Source organism: Streptomyces sp. NPDC052701 (assembly GCF_040678355.1).
Taxonomy (GTDB): domain Bacteria; phylum Actinomycetota; class Actinomycetes; order Streptomycetales; family Streptomycetaceae; genus Streptomyces.
In genome coordinates, this window is sequence record NZ_JBFATO010000015.1 from 149,909 (window position 1) to 166,897 (window position 16,989).

Genomic DNA, 16,989 nt, shown 5'->3' on the forward strand with positions numbered 1-16,989 from the left:
GGGGTCCCCCCGGCCCACGGTCCGGGGGAGTTCGTACGGGATGGGTAACGCGAAGGAGACAGGCAGATGTCCGGCCACTCTAAATGGGCCACGACGAAGCACAAGAAGGCCGTCATCGATGCCAAGCGCGGCAAGCTCTTCGCGAAGCTGATCAAGAACATCGAGGTCGCGGCCCGGATGGGCGGCCCCGACCCCGACGGCAACCCGACGCTGTACGACGCCATCCAGAAGGCCAAGAAGTCGTCGGTCCCGAACAAGAACATCGACTCCGCGGTCAAGCGCGGCGCGGGCCTGGAGGCCGGCGGCGCCGACTACGAGACGATCATGTACGAGGGCTACGGCCCGAACGGCGTGGCCGTGCTCATCGAGTGCCTCACCGACAACCGCAACCGCGCCGCCTCCGAGGTGCGCGTCGCGATGACCCGCAACGGCGGCTCCATGGCCGACCCGGGCTCGGTGTCGTACCTGTTCAACCGCAAGGGCGTCGTGATCGTCCCCAAGGGCGAGCTCACCGAGGACGACGTGCTGGCCGCCGTGCTGGACGCGGGCGCCGAGGAGGTCAACGACCTCGGCGAGACCTTCGAGGTCATCAGCGAGCCGACCGACCTGGTCGCGGTCCGCACCGCCCTGCAGGACGCGGGCATCGACTACGAGTCCGCCGACGCCAACTTCGTCCCTACCATGCAGGTCGAGCTGGACGAGGAGGGCGCCAAGAAGATCTTCAAGCTGATCGACGCGCTGGAGGACAGCGACGACGTGCAGAACGTCTTCGCCAACTTCGACGTCAGCGACGAGATCATGGAGAAGGTCGACGCCTGAGCCGGCGCTCCGAAATCGAACGGGCCGACGGGACACACCCCGTCGGCCCGTCGCGTTGTCGGTGGCACCCGATAGCCTGCACGAACCGGGGGCAGCGCCCGGCGGAGCCGGGGAAGAGCGAAAGGGAAGAGCGCGTGCGCGTACTGGGGGTCGACCCGGGACTGACCCGCTGCGGTGTCGGCGTGGTCGAGGGCGTCGCCGGCCGCCCGCTCACCATGCTGGGCGTCGGTGTCGTGCGCACGCCCGCCGACGCCGACCTCGGGCACCGCCTCGTCGCGATCGAGCAGGGCATCGAGCAGTGGCTGGACGAGTACCGGCCGCAGTTCGTCGCCGTGGAGCGCGTCTTCAGCCAGCACAACGTCCGTACGGTGATGGGCACCGCCCAGGCCAGCGCCGTCGCCCTGCTGTGCGCCTCCCGCCGCGGCATCCCGGTCGCCCTGCACACCCCCAGCGAGGTCAAGGCCGCCGTCACCGGCTCGGGCCGCGCCGACAAGGCGCAGGTCGGTGCCATGGTCACCCGCCTGCTGCGGCTGAGCGCGCCCCCCAGGCCCGCCGACGCCGCCGACGCCCTGGCGCTCGCCATCTGCCACATCTGGCGGGCCCCCGCCCAGAACCGACTCCAGCAGGCCGTCGCCCTGCACGCATCGAAAGGCCGTACGGCATGATCGCCTTCGTCAGCGGCACGGTCGCCGCACTCGCACCCGACGCCGCGGTGATCGAGGTCGGCGGCGTCGGCATGGCCGTCCAGTGCACGCCGAACACGCTGTCCACGCTCCGCGTCGGCCAGTCCGCCAAGCTCCACACCTCCCTCGTGGTGCGCGAGGACTCGCTGACCCTGTACGGCTTCGCCGACGACGACGAACGCCAGGTGTTCGAACTGCTGCAGACCGCCAGCGGCGTGGGACCGCGCCTGGCCCAGGCGATGCTGGCCGTGCACGCGCCGGACGCCCTGCGGCGGGCCGTCGCCGCCGGTGACGAGAGGGCGCTGACGGCGGTACCGGGCATCGGCAAGAAGGGCGCCCAGAAGCTCCTGCTGGAACTGAAGGACCGCCTGGGCGAACCGGTCGGCGCCCCGGTGGCCGGCGCGCCGGGCGGCAGCGGCTGGCGCGACCAGCTGCACGCCGCGCTGATCGGCCTCGGATACGCGGCCCGGGAGGCCGACGAGGCCGTGGCCGCCGTGACGCCGCAGGCCGAGGCGGCCGGGGGCACGCCTCAGGTGGGGCAGCTGCTCAAGGCGGCCCTGCAGACCCTGAACCGCGCACGCTGACCGAGCACGCCGAACCACCCGCGCCACCACGAGACCGCGAGGCACACTCCATGAACTGGGACGACACGACCGACACCTCCGCCGCCGAGCGGCTGGTGGACTCTGTCGCCGACCGTGAGGACCAGGCCGTCGAGGCCGCCCTGCGCCCCAAGGACCTGGACGAGTTCATCGGCCAGGAGAAGGTCCGCGAGCAGCTCGACCTCGTCCTGCGCGCCGCACGCGCGCGGGGCGCCACCGCCGACCACGTCCTGCTCTCCGGCGCCCCCGGCCTCGGCAAGACCACCTTGTCGATGATCATCGCCGCGGAGATGGGCGCCCCCATCCGCATCACCTCCGGCCCCGCCATCCAGCACGCCGGCGACCTCGCGGCCATCCTGTCCTCCCTGCAGGAGGGCGAGGTCCTCTTCCTCGACGAGATCCACCGGATGTCCCGGCCCGCCGAGGAGATGCTCTACATGGCGATGGAGGACTTCCGCGTCGACGTCATCGTCGGCAAGGGACCGGGCGCCACCGCCATCCCGCTGGAACTGCCCCCCTTCACCCTGGTCGGCGCCACCACCCGCGCGGGCCTGCTGCCGCCCCCGCTGCGCGACCGCTTCGGCTTCACCGCGCACATGGAGTTCTACGAACCGGCCGAACTGGTACGGGTGATCCACCGCTCGGCGGGCCTCCTCGACGTCGAGATCGAGCCGGACGGCGCCGCCGAGATCGCCGGCCGCTCCCGCGGCACGCCCCGCATCGCCAACCGCCTGCTGCGCCGCGTGCGGGACTACGCCCAGGTCAAGGCCGACGGGGTGATCACCAAGGAGATCGCCGCCGCCGCGCTCGCCGTCTACGAGGTGGACGGCCGGGGCCTGGACCGCCTCGACCGGGCCGTGCTGGAGGCCCTGCTCAAGCTGTTCGGCGGCGGCCCCGTGGGCCTGTCCACGCTCGCCGTCGCGGTGGGGGAGGAGCGCGAGACCGTGGAGGAGGTCGCCGAACCGTTCCTCGTACGGGAGGGCCTGCTGGCCCGCACCCCGCGCGGCCGGATCGCGACCCCCGCCGCGTGGGCGCATCTCGGCCTGACGCCGCCCAGCTCCCAGGCCGCGGGAAACGGACAACAGGACCTGTTCGGGACGTGACGGCACCGTGCCGGTGCCATGACGGCGAGCTCAGTGGCCGGAGGAGGAACCCCGGTGCCATGCTGAGCGTTGTTCCCTGCGCGCGGACTCGCTTAGACTCCGCCGATGCCGCCGTTGTCGGCGGCGCACACACCCCCAACCATCAGGCCGCTCACCATCGCGGTCGTGTGAAGGAAGTACCGACCCGTGAGTCTCGTGACCCTCCTCCCGTTCATCGTGCTCATCGGGGCCATGTTCCTGATGACCCGGTCGGCCAAGAAGAAGCAGCAGCAGGCCATCGAGATGCGGAACCAGATGCAGCCCGGTTCCGGCGTCCGCACCATCGGGGGCATGTACGCAACGGTCAAGGAGGTCAACGAGGACACGGTCCTCCTCGACGCCGGTCCGGGCGTCGAGCTCCTCTTCGCCAAGAACGCCATCGGCGCCGTCCTGTCCGACGACGAGTACAACCGCATCGTCCACGGCGTCGAGCACGACCTGAAGTCCGACGTCGACCTCGTCCCGGACGACGCCTCCTCCCTCACCGGGACCGACGAGCCCGCCGTCGACGCTGCCGCCGCCTCCGACGACAAGCCCGTCGACCTCGGCAAGAAGGACGTGGCCGGAGCGCCCGCCGACGACGCCGCCCGGGCGAAGCCTGATGACCAGCCGAAGAAGGCCGATGGCGACTCCGACGCGAAGTAGTCGTCTCCCGGGGCGCGCGGGCTCCGTCCGCGCGCCCCGGGACACGCCCAGCTCGCACGGGATCCCGACACCATGTCATGGCCGCCCGCCTGCCGACCCGGCGTGAGGCGGCCCGAGAGGGAGTACGAGAAGGTGGCAGCACCTAAAAAGGGCCGGAATGCGAGCGGCCAGAGCAAGCCGTGGCGCTCGCTGGCTCTGATCACGATCGCCATCGTGGCGCTCACGGGTGGCATGTTCGCGTCCGGGCACACCACCCCGCGGCTCGGCATCGACCTGGCCGGTGGCACGAGCATCACGCTGGCAGCGGTCCCCGAGGCCGGCCAGGAGTCCGCGATCAACAAGACCAACATGGAGACGGCGGTCTCCATCATGGAGCGCCGGGTCAACGGTCTTGGTGTCTCGGAGGCCGAGGTCCAGACCCAGGGCCGGTCGAACATCATCGTCAACATTCCCAAAGGCACCAACTCCAAGCAGGCCCGGGACCAGGTCGGCACCACCGCCAAGCTCTACTTCCGTCCGGTCCTGAGCAGGGAGGTGTCCGGCAGCGCCGCGACCCCCACGCCCAGCGCCTCACCGAGCCCGAGTGCCAGCAAGAGCGCGGGCGGGGACAAGGCCACGCCGTCCGAGCCGTCCGCCACCGCCACTTCGCAGGGCCGCGCGGTCACCGACGCGCTGAAGGCCAGCCCGACGCCCAGCGGCTCCGCTTCCCCGAGCCCCTCCCCGTCCGGGGACGGAGACGGCTCCGACGGCGTGACCGGCAAGCTCCAGGCCGAGTACGCGGCGCTCGACTGCGCCGACCCCGCCGAGCGGATCAAGGCCGGCGAGGGCGTCAAGCCCGGTGAGGCCACCGTGGCCTGCGGCCAGGACCCGCAGAAGCAGTGGCAGAAGTACCTCCTCGGTCCGGCCGAGGTCGACGGCACGGACATCGACGAGGCCGAGGCGGTCTTCGACACCCAGAGCGCCTCGGGCTGGAAGGTCACCCTGGGATTCACCTCCAAGGGATCCAAGAAGTTCGCGAGCATCACCGGCAAGCTGGCGCAGAACCAGTCCCCGCAGAACGAGTTCGCCATCGTCCTGGACGGCAACGTCGTCTCCAACCCCTACGTCACCCAGGCGCTGAGCGGCACGGCCGAGATCTCCGGCAGCTTCACCCAGGACGAGGCCAAGAACCTGGCCAACGTCCTGTCGTACGGCTCACTGCCGCTGACCTTCCGCGAGGACAGCGTCACCACCGTCACCGCCGCCCTCGGCGGTGAGCAGCTGCAGGCCGGTCTGATCGCCGGTGCCATCGGCCTCGCGCTCGTCGTCCTCTACCTGCTGGTCTACTACCGGGGTCTGTCCTTCATCGCCGTCGCCTCGCTGCTGGTCTCCGCGGCCCTCACCTACGTGATCATGTCGCTGCTCGGCCCGACCATCGGCTTCGCGCTCAACCTGCCGGCTGTCTGTGGCGCCATCGTCGCCATCGGCATCACGGCCGACTCGTTCATCGTGTACTTCGAGCGGGTCAGGGACGAGATCCGCGAGGGCCGCTCCCTGCGCCCCGCCGTGGAGCGTGCCTGGCCGCGCGCCCGGCGCACCATCCTGGTCTCCGACTTCGTGTCGTTCCTCGCCGCCGCGGTGCTGTTCATCGTCACCGTCGGCAAGGTCCAGGGCTTTGCCTTCACGCTCGGCCTGACCACCGTCCTCGACGTCGTGGTGGTGTTCTTCTTCACCAAGCCGCTGCTGACGCTGATGGCCCGTCGGAAGTTCTTCGCCAGCGGCCACAAGTGGTCCGGCCTCGATCCGAAGGCCCTGGGTGCAAAGCCGCCGCTGCGCCGCACCCGCCGTCCGCACGTCCCCGTCGAGACGAAGGAGGCGTGAGATGTCGAAGCTCGGCACCCTCGGCGCCCGACTGCACCACGGCGAGGTCGGCTATGGCTTCGTCAAGAACCGCAAGATCTGGTACGGCATCTCCATCCTGATCACGATCACGGCCATCGTCGGCCTCGCCGTGCGCGGCCTGCACATGGGCATCGAGTTCCAGGGCGGAGCGGTCTTCACCACCTCCAAGAACATGAGCGTCTCGGTCGCCACGGCCGAGGAGTACGCGGAGGAGGCGTCCGGCCACGACGCCATCGTCCAAAAGCTCGGTGACGGCAGCCTGCGCATCCAGGTGGCCGGTATCGACACGAAGACGTCGGACAGGATCAAGGACAGCCTCGCGGAGGACTTCAAGGTCGACGCGGAGCAGATCAACGCCGAACTGGTCGGCCCCAGCTGGGGCGAGCAGATCGCCAACAAGGCCTGGCAGGGCCTCGGCATCTTCCTCGTCCTGGTCGTGGTCTACCTGGCGATCGCCTTCGAATGGCGCATGGCGCTCGCCGCGTTCGTCGCGCTGATCCACGACATCACCATCACGGTCGGCATCTACGCCCTCGTCGGCTTCGAGGTCACGCCCGGCACGGTGATCGGTCTGCTGACGATCCTCGGTTACTCGCTCTACGACACGGTCGTCGTCTTCGACAGCCTCAAGGAGCAGACGAGGGACATCACCAAGCAGACCCGCTGGACCTACAGCGACGTCGCCAACCGCTCGATCAACAGCACCCTGGTCCGCTCCGTCAACACCACCGTCGTCGCGCTGCTGCCGGTGGCGGGCCTGCTGTTCATCGGCGGCGGTGTCCTCGGCGCCGGCATGCTCAACGACATCTCGCTGTCGCTGTTCGTCGGCCTGGCGGCCGGTGCGTACTCCTCGATCTTCATCGCCACGCCGCTGGTCGCCGACCTCAAGGAGCGCGAGCCGCAGATGAAGGCGCTGAGGAAGCGCGTCCTGGCCAAGCGGGCGCAGGCCGCCTCGAAGGGGGAGTCCCCGGACGCCCCGGTCGTCGAGGAGCAGTACGACGACGAGCCCGAGGACGCCGCTGCGGCGGTCGTCGGCCCGCGCAACCAGCCCGCCTCCCGCGGCCGCGGCCGCGGCCGGCCCTCCGGGAAGCGCCGATGACCGACATCAGGGAACTGCTGCTCAGCCGCATCCGGGACGTGGCCGACTACCCGCAGCCGGGCGTGACGTTCAAGGACATCACCCCGCTCCTGGCCGACCCGTCGGCGTTCACCGCGCTCACCGACGCCCTCGCCGGGATCGCCGGGCGCACCGGCGCCACCAAGGTGGTCGGCCTGGAGGCCCGCGGCTTCATCCTCGGCGCCCCGGTCGCCGTCCGCGCCGGCCTCGGCTTCATCCCCGTGCGCAAGGCGGGCAAGCTCCCCGGAGCCACCCTCGGCCAGGCGTACGACCTGGAGTACGGCTCGGCCGAGATCGAGGTGCATGCCGAGGACCTGGCCGCCGAGGACCGCGTCCTGATCGTCGACGACGTCCTGGCGACCGGCGGCACCGCCGAAGCCTCGATCCAGCTCGTCCGCCGGGCCGGTGCCGAGGTCGCGGGTCTCGCGGTCCTCATGGAACTCGGCTTCCTCAAGGGCCGGGCCCGGCTGGAAGCGGCCCTGGCCGGCGCCCCGCTGGAGGCGCTTCTCACCATCTGAACCGCCCGTGCCCGAACCACGACAGGACCGGCCCTCTCCCGCAGGGCCGGTCCTGTGCCGTGCACGGTGGGCATGGACGGCTCGGACGTTCCTCAGGAGGTGCCGGCGGTCCCAGGCCGCCGCCCTCGCCGGGGCGTCGACGGGACGGAGAGCGTGTGGACACCGCGACTCGATACCATAGGCAGCCGGGGGCCTGATCGAGGCGCCGGAACTGCACGAGGAGTCCTCTTGCCAGACGAGGCCCAGCACCTGACCGCCGCCAAGCCCGAGTCCGCCTCGGCAGCCGCGGCCAAGCCCGCGCCGAGCGCGCCCCACGCGAAGAACGACTCCCGCGGGCCGGTCCAGCACGCCCAGTCCGCGCCCGTCGACAAGCCCGCCGAGCACGCCCGCCCCAAACCGGCTCCGCCCGCGGTCCGCCAGGCCTCCGGGCAGTCCGCCCGCTCCGGTTCCTCCAACCGCGTCCGTGCCCGTCTCGCCCGCCTCGGTGTCCAGCGCGCGAACCCCTACAACCCGGTCCTGGAGCCGCTGCTGCGGATAGTGCGCAGCAACGACCCGAAGATCGAGAACTCGACGCTCCGCCAGATCGAGCGCGCCTACCAGGTCGCCGAGCGCTGGCACCGCGGCCAGAAACGCAAGAGCGGCGACCCGTACATCACGCACCCCCTCGCCGTCACCACCATCCTCGCCGAGCTGGGCATGGACCCGGCCACGCTGATGGCGGGCCTGCTGCACGACACGGTCGAGGACACCGAGTACGGCCTGGAGGACCTGCGCCGCGACTTCGGCGACGTGGTCGCCCTGCTCGTCGACGGCGTCACCAAGCTGGACAAGGTCAAGTTCGGCGAGGCCGCCCAGGCCGAGACCGTGCGCAAGATGGTCGTCGCCATGGCCAAGGACCCGCGCGTCCTGGTCATCAAGCTCGCCGACCGCCTGCACAACATGCGCACGATGCGCTACCTCAAGCGCGAGAAGCAGGAGAAGAAGGCGCGCGAGACCCTGGAGATCTACGCGCCGCTCGCCCACCGCCTGGGCATGAACACCATCAAGTGGGAGCTGGAGGACCTCGCCTTCGCGATCCTCTACCCCAAGATGTACGACGAGATCGTCCGCCTGGTCGCCGAGCGCGCCCCCAAGCGCGACGAGTACCTCGCCATCGTCACCGACGAGGTGCAGCAGGACCTGCGGGCGGCCCGCATCAAGGCGACCGTCACCGGCCGCCCGAAGCACTACTACAGCGTCTACCAGAAGATGATCGTCCGCGGCCGTGACTTCGCGGAGATCTACGACCTGGTGGGCATCCGCGTCCTCGTGGACACCGTCCGCGACTGCTACGCGGCCCTCGGCACGGTGCACGCGCGGTGGAACCCGGTCCCCGGCCGGTTCAAGGACTACATCGCGATGCCCAAGTTCAACATGTACCAGTCGCTGCACACGACGGTCATCGGCCCCGGCGGCAAGCCGGTCGAGCTGCAGATCCGCACGTTCGACATGCACCGCCGCGCCGAGTACGGCATCGCCGCGCACTGGAAGTACAAGCAGGAGGCCGTGGCCGGCGCCTCCAAGATCCGCACCGACGCGCCGAAGACGTCCGCGAAGGACAAGGACGCCATCAACGACATGGCGTGGCTGCGGCAGCTGCTGGACTGGCAGAAGGAGACCGAGGACCCCAGCGAGTTCCTGGAGTCCCTGCGCTTCGACCTGTCCCGCAACGAGGTCTTCGTCTTCACCCCCAAGGGCGACGTCATCGCGCTCCCGGCCGGCGCGACCCCCGTGGACTTCGCGTACGCCGTCCACACCGAGGTCGGCCACCGCACCATAGGGGCGCGGGTCAACGGCCGTCTCGTACCGCTCGAATCGACGCTGGACAACGGCGACCTGGTGGAGGTCTTCACCTCCAAGGCGCCCGGCGCCGGCCCCTCCCGCGACTGGCTCGGCTTCGTCAAGTCGCCGCGCGCCCGCAACAAGATCCGGGCCTGGTTCTCCAAGGAGCGCCGCGACGAGGCGATCGAGCAGGGCAAGGACGCCATCGTCCGCGCGATGCGCAAGCAGAACCTGCCGATCCAGCGCATCCTCACCGGCGACTCCCTCGTCACCCTCGCGCACGAGATGCGCTACGCGGACATCTCCGCGCTGTACGCGGCCATCGGCGAGGGCCACGTCTCCGCGCAGAACATCGTGCAGAAGCTCGTCCAGGCGCTCGGCGGCGAGGAGGCCGCCAGCGAGGAGATCGACGAGACGGTCCCGCCGGCCCGCGGCCGCGGCCGCAAGCGCCGCGCCAGCGCCGACCCGGGTGTGATCGTCAAGGGCGTCGAGGACGTGTGGGTCAAACTGGCCCGCTGCTGCACGCCCGTCCCCGGCGACCCGATCATCGGCTTCGTCACGCGCGGCAGCGGCGTATCGGTTCACCGCAGCGACTGTGTGAACGTCGATTCGCTGTCCCGCGAGCCCGAGCGCATCCTGGACGTCGAGTGGGCGCCCACCCAGTCCTCGGTCTTCCTCGTCGCCATCCAGGTCGAGGCCCTGGACCGCTCCCGGCTGCTGTCGGACGTCACACGCGTGCTGTCCGACCAGCACGTCAACATCCTCTCCGCGGCCGTCCAGACCTCCCGCGACCGTGTGGCAACCTCCCGCTTCACCTTCGAGATGGGCGACCCCAAGCACCTCGGGCACGTCCTGAAGGCGGTACGGGGCGTGGAGGGCGTGTACGACGTGTACCGGGTGACGTCGGCGCGCAACCGGTCGTAGAGCGCCGTCACCGCACGCGGGAGGGCTCCCGTACCGGACGGTACGGGAGCCCTCCCGCGTTTCCCGGGGGTTTCCCGGGGTGCTCCGGCGTTTCCCGGAGCGTCAGCCGCCGAACTCCTGAAGCCCCTTCAGCGCCTGGTCCAGCAGCGCCTGGCGGCCCTGCAGCTCCTTCTCCAGCTTGTCGGCCTTGGCGTTGTTGCCCTGCGCCCGCGCCTGCTCGATCTGGGCCTTCAGCTTGTCCACGGCGGCCTGGAGCTGACCGGTCAGACCCTCGGCACGCGCGCGTGCCTCCGGGTTGGTCCGGCGCCACTCGGCCTCCTCGGCCTCCTGCAGGGCCCGCTCCACCGCGTGCATCCGCCCCTCGACCTTCGGACGCGCGTCGCGCGGCACGTGGCCGATGGCCTCCCAGCGCTCGTTGATCGAACGGAACGCGGCCCGGGCCGCCTTCAGGTCCGTGATCGGCAGGAGCTTCTCGGCCTCCTCGGCCAGCTCCTCCTTGAGCTTGAGGTTCTCCGACTGCTCCGCGTCCCGCTCGGCGAACACCGAGCTGCGGGCGGCGAAGAAGACGTCCTGGGCGCCGCGGAAGCGGTTCCACAGGTCGTCCTCGTGCTCGCGCTGGGCGCGGCCGGCGGCCTTCCACTCGGCCATCAGCTCGCGGTAGCGCGCGGCCGTCGGACCCCAGTCCGTCGAGCCCGACAGCGCCTCGGCCTCGGCGACCAGCCGTTCCTTGGTCCGGCGGGCCTCCTCGCGCTGCGCGTCCAGCTGCGCGAAGTGCTGCTTGCGGCGCTTGGAGAACGCCGAGCGCGCGTGCGAGAAGCGGTGCCACAGCTCGTCGTCGGACTTGCGGTCCAGGCGCGGCAGGCCCTTCCAGGTGTCCACCAGCGCCCGCAGCCGCTCACCGGCGGCCCGCCACTGGTCGGACTGCGCCAGCTCCTCAGCCTCGACGACCAGCGCCTCCTTGGCCCTGCGCGCCTCGTCGGACTGCTTCGCCCGCTGCGCCTTGCGCTCCTCGCGGCGCGCCTCCACCACCTCGACGAGCTTGTCCAGCCGGGCCCTGAGAGCGTCCAGATCGCCCACCGCGTGGTGCGCGTCGACCTGCTCCCGCAGATGGCCGATGGCGGCCATCGCGTCCTTGGCCGACAGGTCGGTGGTCTTCACCCGCTTCTCGAGGAGGCCGATCTCGACAACCAGGCCCTCGTACTTGCGTTCGAAGTAGGCGAGCGCCTCGTCAGGGGAGCCGGCCTGCCAGGAACCGACGACCTTCTCGCCGTCGGCCGTCCGCACGTACACGGTCCCCGTCTCGTCGACGCGGCCCCACGGGTCGCTGCTCACAGCGCCTCCTCCACATGATGCCTGCGAGGGTGCCTGAAGCTCCCCCGGGCATCGTCCACAGTTTCGTCACGGCCAACATAGGCGACCGGCGGGCGGCCTGTCCGCATCCCGCGCGACCGAAATTCGCAGTTGGCGGTCAGGATTCCGTGACGGTCGCCTTGTTGATCACGACCGTCGCGTTGGGCGCCCCGTCACCGGCTCCGGTGCTCTCGCCCGCCCCGGCGATCTTCTTCAGGACCTTCATGCCCGCCTCGGAGACGGTACCGAACGGTGTGTAGCTGGGCGGCAACTTGCTGTCCCGGTACACCAGGAAGAACTGGCTGCCGCCACTGTTCTTCTGCCCGGTGTTCGCCATCGCGACCGTGCCCGCCGGGTAGGTGTTGTCCTTCAGGCTTTTGTCCTTCAGGTTCTCGTCCGGGATCGTGTAGCCCGGGCCGCCCGTGCCCGTGCCGGTCGGGTCACCGCACTGCAGCACGTAGATGCCGTTGGTGGTGAGCCGGTGGCACTTGGAGTGGTCGAAGTAGCCCTTGCCGGCGAGGAAGTCGAAGGAGTTGACGGTGTGCGGCGCGGCCGAGGCCTTCAACGCCACGTCTATCTCCCCGCAGGTCGTCGCGAGCCTCAGCGTGTACTTCGCCGACTTGTCGATCGTCATCGCAGGCTCCTTCTTCCAGGTCTGCGACTTGACCTTGCCCCCGGCGGGCTTCTCGCACGGATCCGGGGCCTTGCTGGCCGAGGCGCTCGGGCTGGCCTGCGCGCTCGTGCTGGCCTTGTCGTCGTCCTTCTCGAGCACCCCGGTCGTGTACAGCGCGAGGCTGCCCACCAGGACCACACCGAGGACCGACGCGATCACGGAATTGCGGATCCGCGCCTTGCGCCGCGCCTCGGTGCGCCGCTGCTGCTGCCGCAAGAACTTCTCCCGGGCGAGCTGACGCCGCCGCTGTTCCTGGCTGACCACCGGGTTCTCTCCTCATGCGTCTCGTGTGCCGAACCGGTACGCGCGCGTCCCGTGAGCGACCGCCTGCGTGTGCCCCGTACCGTATATGGGTTCGCTGAGGAATCGGCAGCGCCGGTAGGCTCTGCCACGGGCCCAGCCCCGCCGCAAGCCACCCGTACCGACACAACGAAGGACGATCGTGCTCATTGCCGGGTTCCCCGCCGGGGCCTGGGGGACGAACTGCTACCTCGTCGCCCCCGCCGCCGGTGAGGAGTGCGTGATCATCGATCCGGGCCACGAGGCGGCCCCGGGAGTCGAGGAAGCACTCCGCAAGCATCGGCTCAAGCCCGTCGCCGTCGTCCTCACCCACGGCCACCTCGACCACGTGGCCTCGGTCGTCCCGGTGTGCGGCGCGCACGACGTGCCGGCCTGGATCCACCCCGAGGACCGGTACATGATGAGCGACCCCGAGAAGGCGCTCGGCCGTTCCATCGGGATGCCGCTGCTGGGCGAGCTGACCGTGGGGGAGCCGGACGACGTCCGGGAGCTCACCGACGGCGCGAAGCTCGCGCTGGCGGGCCTGGAGCTCACCGTCTCGCACGCGCCGGGCCATACCAAGGGGTCGGTGACCTTCGGCATGCCCGAGGCGGCGGACGTCCCGCCCATCCTCTTCTCGGGCGACCTGCTGTTCGCCGGCTCCATCGGACGCACCGACCTGCCCGGCGGTGACATGGCCGAGATGCTCGACTCGCTGGCCCGCGTGTGCCTGCCGCTCGACGACTCGACCGTGGTGCTGTCCGGCCACGGCCCCCAGACGACCATCGGCCAGGAGCGCGCCACCAATCCGTACCTGCGGCAGGTGGCCGCCGGCCCGGGAGCGGATGTGGACGCTCCCCGACGAGGAATGTGACGAGACCTCCCGTGAGCACCTTCAAGGCCCCCAAGGGCACGTACGACCTGATCCCGCCGGACAGCGCCAGGTACCTCGCCGTCCGCGAGGCGATCGCCGCCCCGCTGCGCACCTCCGGCTACGGCTACATCGAGACGCCCGGCTTCGAGAACGTCGAACTGTTCGCGCGCGGGGTCGGTGAGTCCACCGACATCGTGACCAAGGAGATGTACGCCTTCGAGACCAAGGGCGGCGACAGGCTGGCCCTGCGTCCCGAGGGCACGGCCTCCGTGCTGCGCGCGGCCCTGGAGGCCAACCTGCACAAGGCGGGCAACCTCCCGGTCAAGCTCTGGTACTCGGGCTCGTACTACCGCTACGAGCGCCCCCAGAAGGGCCGCTACCGCCACTTCTCGCAGGTCGGCGCCGAGGCGATCGGCGCGGAGGACCCGGCGCTGGACGCCGAGCTGATCATCCTGGCCGACCAGGCGTACCGCTCGCTCGGCCTGCAGAACTTCCGCATCCTCCTCAACAGCCTGGGCGACAAGGAGTGCCGCCCGGTCTACCGGACCGCCCTGCAGGACTTCCTGCGCGGTCTGGACCTCGACGAGGACACCCTGCGCCGCGCGGAGATCAACCCCCTGCGCGTGCTGGACGACAAGCGCGCGGACGTCCAGAAGCAGCTGACCGACGCGCCGCTGCTGCGCGACTACCTCTGCGACGCCTGCAAGGCGTACCACGAGGAGGTCCGCGAGCTGATCACCGCCGCCGGCGTCTCCTTCGAGGACGACCCCAAGCTGGTGCGCGGCCTGGACTACTACACGCGCACGACCTTCGAGTTCGTCCACGACGGCCTCGGCTCGCAGTCCGCGGTGGGCGGCGGCGGCCGCTACGACGGCCTGTCCGAGATGATCGGCGGCCCCGCGCTGCCGTCGGTCGGCTGGGCGCTCGGCGTCGACCGCACCGTCCTGGCGCTGGAGGCGGAGGGCGTCGAGCTCGAACTCCCCGCCACCACCAGCGTGTTCGCCGTCCCGCTCGGCGAGGAGGCCCGTCGCGTCCTGTTCGGGAAGGTCGCCGAGCTGCGCAAGAACGGCATCGCGGCCGACTTCTCCTACGGCGCCAAGGGACTCAAGGGCGCGATGAAGAACGCCCACCGCAGCGGCGCCCGCTACGCGGTCGTCGCCGGCGAGCGCGACCTCGCCGAGGGCGTCGTCCAGCTCAAGGACATGGAGTCCGGCGAGCAGACGGCGATCGGCGTCAACGAGATCGTGGCGGAGCTGGAGTCCCGGCTCGGCTAGCCGGCGGCACGTCGAGGAGGGGGCCGGCGCTGCACGGAGCGCCGGCCCCCTCGTCGCGCCTCCGGCGGCCCGTGGCGCACCGGCCGCCGCACGCTCGCTCACGTGTGCTGCCATGGCACGGACGTCGGCCGGAACCGAACGCCCAAGGGCGACGGCGAGGGCATCCTTATGCCCATCGAACGGTGGACGGACGCGCGGGTGCGGCACAATGGCCCTGCCCGAAGATGGTCCAGGTCTCAAGTGACGGAATCGGCGTGATGAGCAAGACGACAGTCAACGACGTCTCCACGGAGCCCGAGCCCTCGCCGGAGCGCGGCCCTTCCGCTTCGCGCACCGAGGGCGGCAGTCGCGCCTTCGCCCTGCTGCTGGTGATCACCGGCGCGGCCGGGCTGCTCGCCGCGTGGGTCATCACGATCGACAAGTTCAAGCTGCTCGAGGCGAAGGTCGAGGGCAAGACCTTCACGCCCGGCTGCAGCCTCAACCCGGTGGTCTCCTGCGGCAGCGTCATGGAGAGCGACCAGGCCTCCGTCTTCGGCTTCCCCAACCCGATGCTGGGCCTGGTGACCTACGCCGTCGTCGTCGTCGTCGGCGTCGCCCTGCTGGCCCGCGCCCGGTTCCCGCGCTGGTACTGGCTCACCTTCAACGCCGGCACCCTCTTCGGCGTCGGCTTCTGCGCCTGGCTGATGTTCCAGTCCCTGTACCGGATCAACGCGCTGTGCCTGTGGTGCTGCCTCGCCTGGGTCGCCACGATCGTCATGTTCTGGTACGTGACCTCGTTCAACGTCCGCAAGGGCTTCCTGCCCGCGCCGTCCTGGCTCAAGGGCTTCTTCGGCGAGTTCACCTGGGTCATGCCCGTGCTGCACATCGGCATCATCGGCATGCTGGTCCTGACCCGCTGGTGGGACTTCTGGACCGGCTGACATCCCGCCGGACCGCCGGCGCGGTGATTTAGGGTTCTCAGAGTGGAGCCCGACCTGTTCACCGCCGCAGCAGAAGAACGCCAGGAGAAGGAGCCGTCCAGCAGCCCCCTGGCGGTACGGATGCGCCCGCGCACCCTGGACGAGGTCGTGGGCCAGCAGCACCTGCTGAAGCCGGGATCGCCCCTGCGCCGCCTGGTCGGCGAGGGCGCCTCCGGCCCCGCCGGCCCGTCCTCGGTGATCCTGTGGGGCCCGCCCGGCACCGGCAAGACGACCCTGGCCTACGTCGTCTCCAGGGCCACCGACAAGCGCTTCGTCGAACTGTCGGCGATCACCGCGGGCGTCAAGGAGGTCCGCGCGGTCATCGACGGAGCCCGCCGCGCCTCCGGCGGCTACGGCAAGGAGACCGTCCTCTTCCTCGACGAGATCCACCGCTTCAGCAAGGCCCAGCAGGACTCCCTGCTCCCGGCCGTCGAGAACCGCTGGGTCACCCTGATCGCCGCGACCACGGAGAACCCCTACTTCTCGGTCATCTCCCCGCTGCTGTCCCGCTCCCTGCTGCTGACCCTCGAACCCCTCACCGACGACGACGTCCGGGGCCTGCTCAGGCGGGCCCTGGCCGACGAGCGCGGGCTGAACAACACCGTCACGCTCCCCGAGGACACCGAGGACCACCTGCTGCGCATCGCCGGCGGCGACGCCCGCCGCGCGCTCACGGCCCTGGAGGCCGCTGCCGGAGCCGCCCTCGACAAGGGCGAGACACGGATCGCCCTGACCACCCTGGAGGAGACCGTCGACCGGGCGGCGGTCAAGTACGACCGGGACGGCGACCAGCACTACGACGTGGCCAGCGCCCTGATCAAGTCCATCCGCGGCTCCGACGTCGACGCCGCCCTGCACTACCTGGCCCGCATGATCGAGGCCGGCGAGGACCCCCGCTTCATCGCCCGCCGCCTGATGATCTCCGCCAGCGAGGACATCGGCCTCGCCGACCCGGGCGCCCTGCCGATCGCGGTCGCCGCCGCCCAGGCCGTCGCCATGATCGGCTTCCCCGAGGCCGCCCTGACCCTCAGCCACGCCACCATCGCCCTGGCGCTGGCCCCCAAGTCCAACTCCGCGACCACCGCGATCGGCGCCGCCCTGGACGACGTGCGCAAGGGCCTGGCCGGTCCCGTGCCGCCGCACCTGCGCGACAGCCACTACAAGGGCGCGGGCAAGCTCGGGCACGGACAGGGCTACGTCTACCCGCACGACGTGCCCGAGGGCATCGCCGCCCAGCAGTACGCGCCGGACGCGCTCAAGGACCGCGAGTACTACACGCCCACCCGGCACGGTGCCGAGGCGCGGTACGCGGACGCCGTCGAGTGGACCAGGAAGCACCTCGGTCGAAAGCGGTCCTGACTCCCCTGTAGACTTGCCCGAAGTGCTGCGTCCCGTGTCCGGCCCCCGTGAGGGAAGTCGGCACCACCA

At 70.7% G+C, this 16,989-nt stretch carries 15 protein-coding genes; 13 read left to right on the forward strand and 2 right to left on the reverse strand.

The features are described from left to right. The first annotated feature begins 66 nt into the window (after positions 1–66). The 9 genes from AB0L29_RS19375 to relA all read left to right on the forward strand — a co-directional run bounded on the left by AB0L29_RS19375 (position 67) and on the right by relA (position 10,152). Positions 67–819 carry a YebC/PmpR family DNA-binding transcriptional regulator gene (locus AB0L29_RS19375; protein WP_358781133.1) on the forward strand — a complete coding sequence of 251 codons (753 nt, stop codon included), beginning with the start codon at positions 67–69 and terminating at the stop codon, positions 817–819. A 134-nt stretch (positions 820–953) separates the two neighbouring features. Further along, positions 954–1,484 carry a crossover junction endodeoxyribonuclease RuvC gene (ruvC, locus tag AB0L29_RS19380; RefSeq protein ID WP_365828646.1) on the forward strand — a complete coding sequence of 177 codons (531 nt, stop codon included), beginning with the start codon at positions 954–956 and terminating at the stop codon, positions 1,482–1,484. Next, positions 1,481–2,086 (forward strand): Holliday junction branch migration protein RuvA, encoded by a 606-nt coding sequence (gene ruvA / locus AB0L29_RS19385; RefSeq protein ID WP_365828648.1) that lies wholly within the window; start codon positions 1,481–1,483, stop codon positions 2,084–2,086. Before ruvC ends, ruvA begins: the two co-directional genes overlap by 4 nt. Before the next feature lie 50 nt (positions 2,087–2,136). After that, positions 2,137–3,207 (forward strand): Holliday junction branch migration DNA helicase RuvB, encoded by a 1,071-nt coding sequence (gene ruvB, locus AB0L29_RS19390; RefSeq protein WP_365828650.1) that lies wholly within the window; start codon positions 2,137–2,139, stop codon positions 3,205–3,207. Positions 3,208–3,393: 186 nt separating this feature from the next. Next, the gene (gene yajC, locus AB0L29_RS19395) at positions 3,394–3,891 is read left to right on the forward strand and encodes a preprotein translocase subunit YajC (RefSeq protein WP_365828652.1); all 498 of its coding nucleotides are present in this window, start codon (positions 3,394–3,396) and stop codon (positions 3,889–3,891) included. 132 nt (positions 3,892–4,023) lie between these two features. Beyond that, complete coding sequence (secD, locus tag AB0L29_RS19400; protein ID WP_365828654.1) at positions 4,024–5,751, forward strand: protein translocase subunit SecD; 1,728 nt, start codon at positions 4,024–4,026, stop codon at positions 5,749–5,751. 1 nt (position 5,752) lies between these two features. Further along, the gene (secF, locus tag AB0L29_RS19405) at positions 5,753–6,871 is read left to right on the forward strand and encodes a protein translocase subunit SecF (RefSeq protein ID WP_365828656.1); all 1,119 of its coding nucleotides are present in this window, start codon (positions 5,753–5,755) and stop codon (positions 6,869–6,871) included. Next, entirely contained in the window at positions 6,868–7,407 is a 540-nt protein-coding gene (locus tag AB0L29_RS19410; protein WP_365828658.1) for an adenine phosphoribosyltransferase, read from the forward strand. The genes secF and AB0L29_RS19410 overlap by 4 nt, the downstream gene beginning before the upstream one ends. A gap of 228 nt (positions 7,408–7,635) precedes the next feature. Next, positions 7,636–10,152 carry a GTP pyrophosphokinase gene (gene relA, locus AB0L29_RS19415; RefSeq protein WP_365828660.1) on the forward strand — a complete coding sequence of 839 codons (2,517 nt, stop codon included), beginning with the start codon at positions 7,636–7,638 and terminating at the stop codon, positions 10,150–10,152. A 102-nt stretch (positions 10,153–10,254) separates the two neighbouring features. Here relA and AB0L29_RS19420 read toward each other — a convergent pair whose 3' ends face one another. Together AB0L29_RS19420 and AB0L29_RS19425 are read right to left on the reverse strand one after the other, a co-directional pair. Next, on the reverse strand, positions 10,255–11,484 hold the full coding sequence (locus AB0L29_RS19420; protein WP_365828662.1) for a DUF349 domain-containing protein: 1,230 nt from the start codon (positions 11,482–11,484) through the stop codon (positions 10,255–10,257). Between the two features lie 136 nt (positions 11,485–11,620). After that, positions 11,621–12,439, reverse strand: a complete 819-nt coding sequence (locus tag AB0L29_RS19425) for a peptidylprolyl isomerase (protein WP_365828664.1) — start codon at positions 12,437–12,439, stop codon at positions 11,621–11,623. Between the two features lie 178 nt (positions 12,440–12,617). On the opposite strand from AB0L29_RS19425, the gene AB0L29_RS19430 reads away from it, so the two are divergent. From AB0L29_RS19430 to AB0L29_RS19445, 4 genes are all read left to right on the forward strand, one after another. Then, positions 12,618–13,328: an MBL fold metallo-hydrolase gene (locus AB0L29_RS19430; protein ID WP_365828666.1), complete on the forward strand. Its 711-nt coding sequence runs from the start codon at positions 12,618–12,620 to the stop codon at positions 13,326–13,328. 11 nt (positions 13,329–13,339) lie between these two features. Continuing rightward, positions 13,340–14,602: a histidine--tRNA ligase gene (gene hisS / locus AB0L29_RS19435; RefSeq protein ID WP_365828668.1), complete on the forward strand. Its 1,263-nt coding sequence runs from the start codon at positions 13,340–13,342 to the stop codon at positions 14,600–14,602. A gap of 257 nt (positions 14,603–14,859) precedes the next feature. Next, a complete protein-coding gene (locus AB0L29_RS19440) occupies positions 14,860–15,522 on the forward strand; it encodes a vitamin K epoxide reductase family protein (RefSeq protein WP_365828670.1) in 663 nt (220 codons plus the stop codon). A 42-nt stretch (positions 15,523–15,564) separates the two neighbouring features. Continuing rightward, the gene (locus AB0L29_RS19445; RefSeq protein ID WP_365828672.1) at positions 15,565–16,920 is read left to right on the forward strand and encodes a replication-associated recombination protein A; all 1,356 of its coding nucleotides are present in this window, start codon (positions 15,565–15,567) and stop codon (positions 16,918–16,920) included. Positions 16,921–16,989 lie beyond the last annotated feature (69 nt).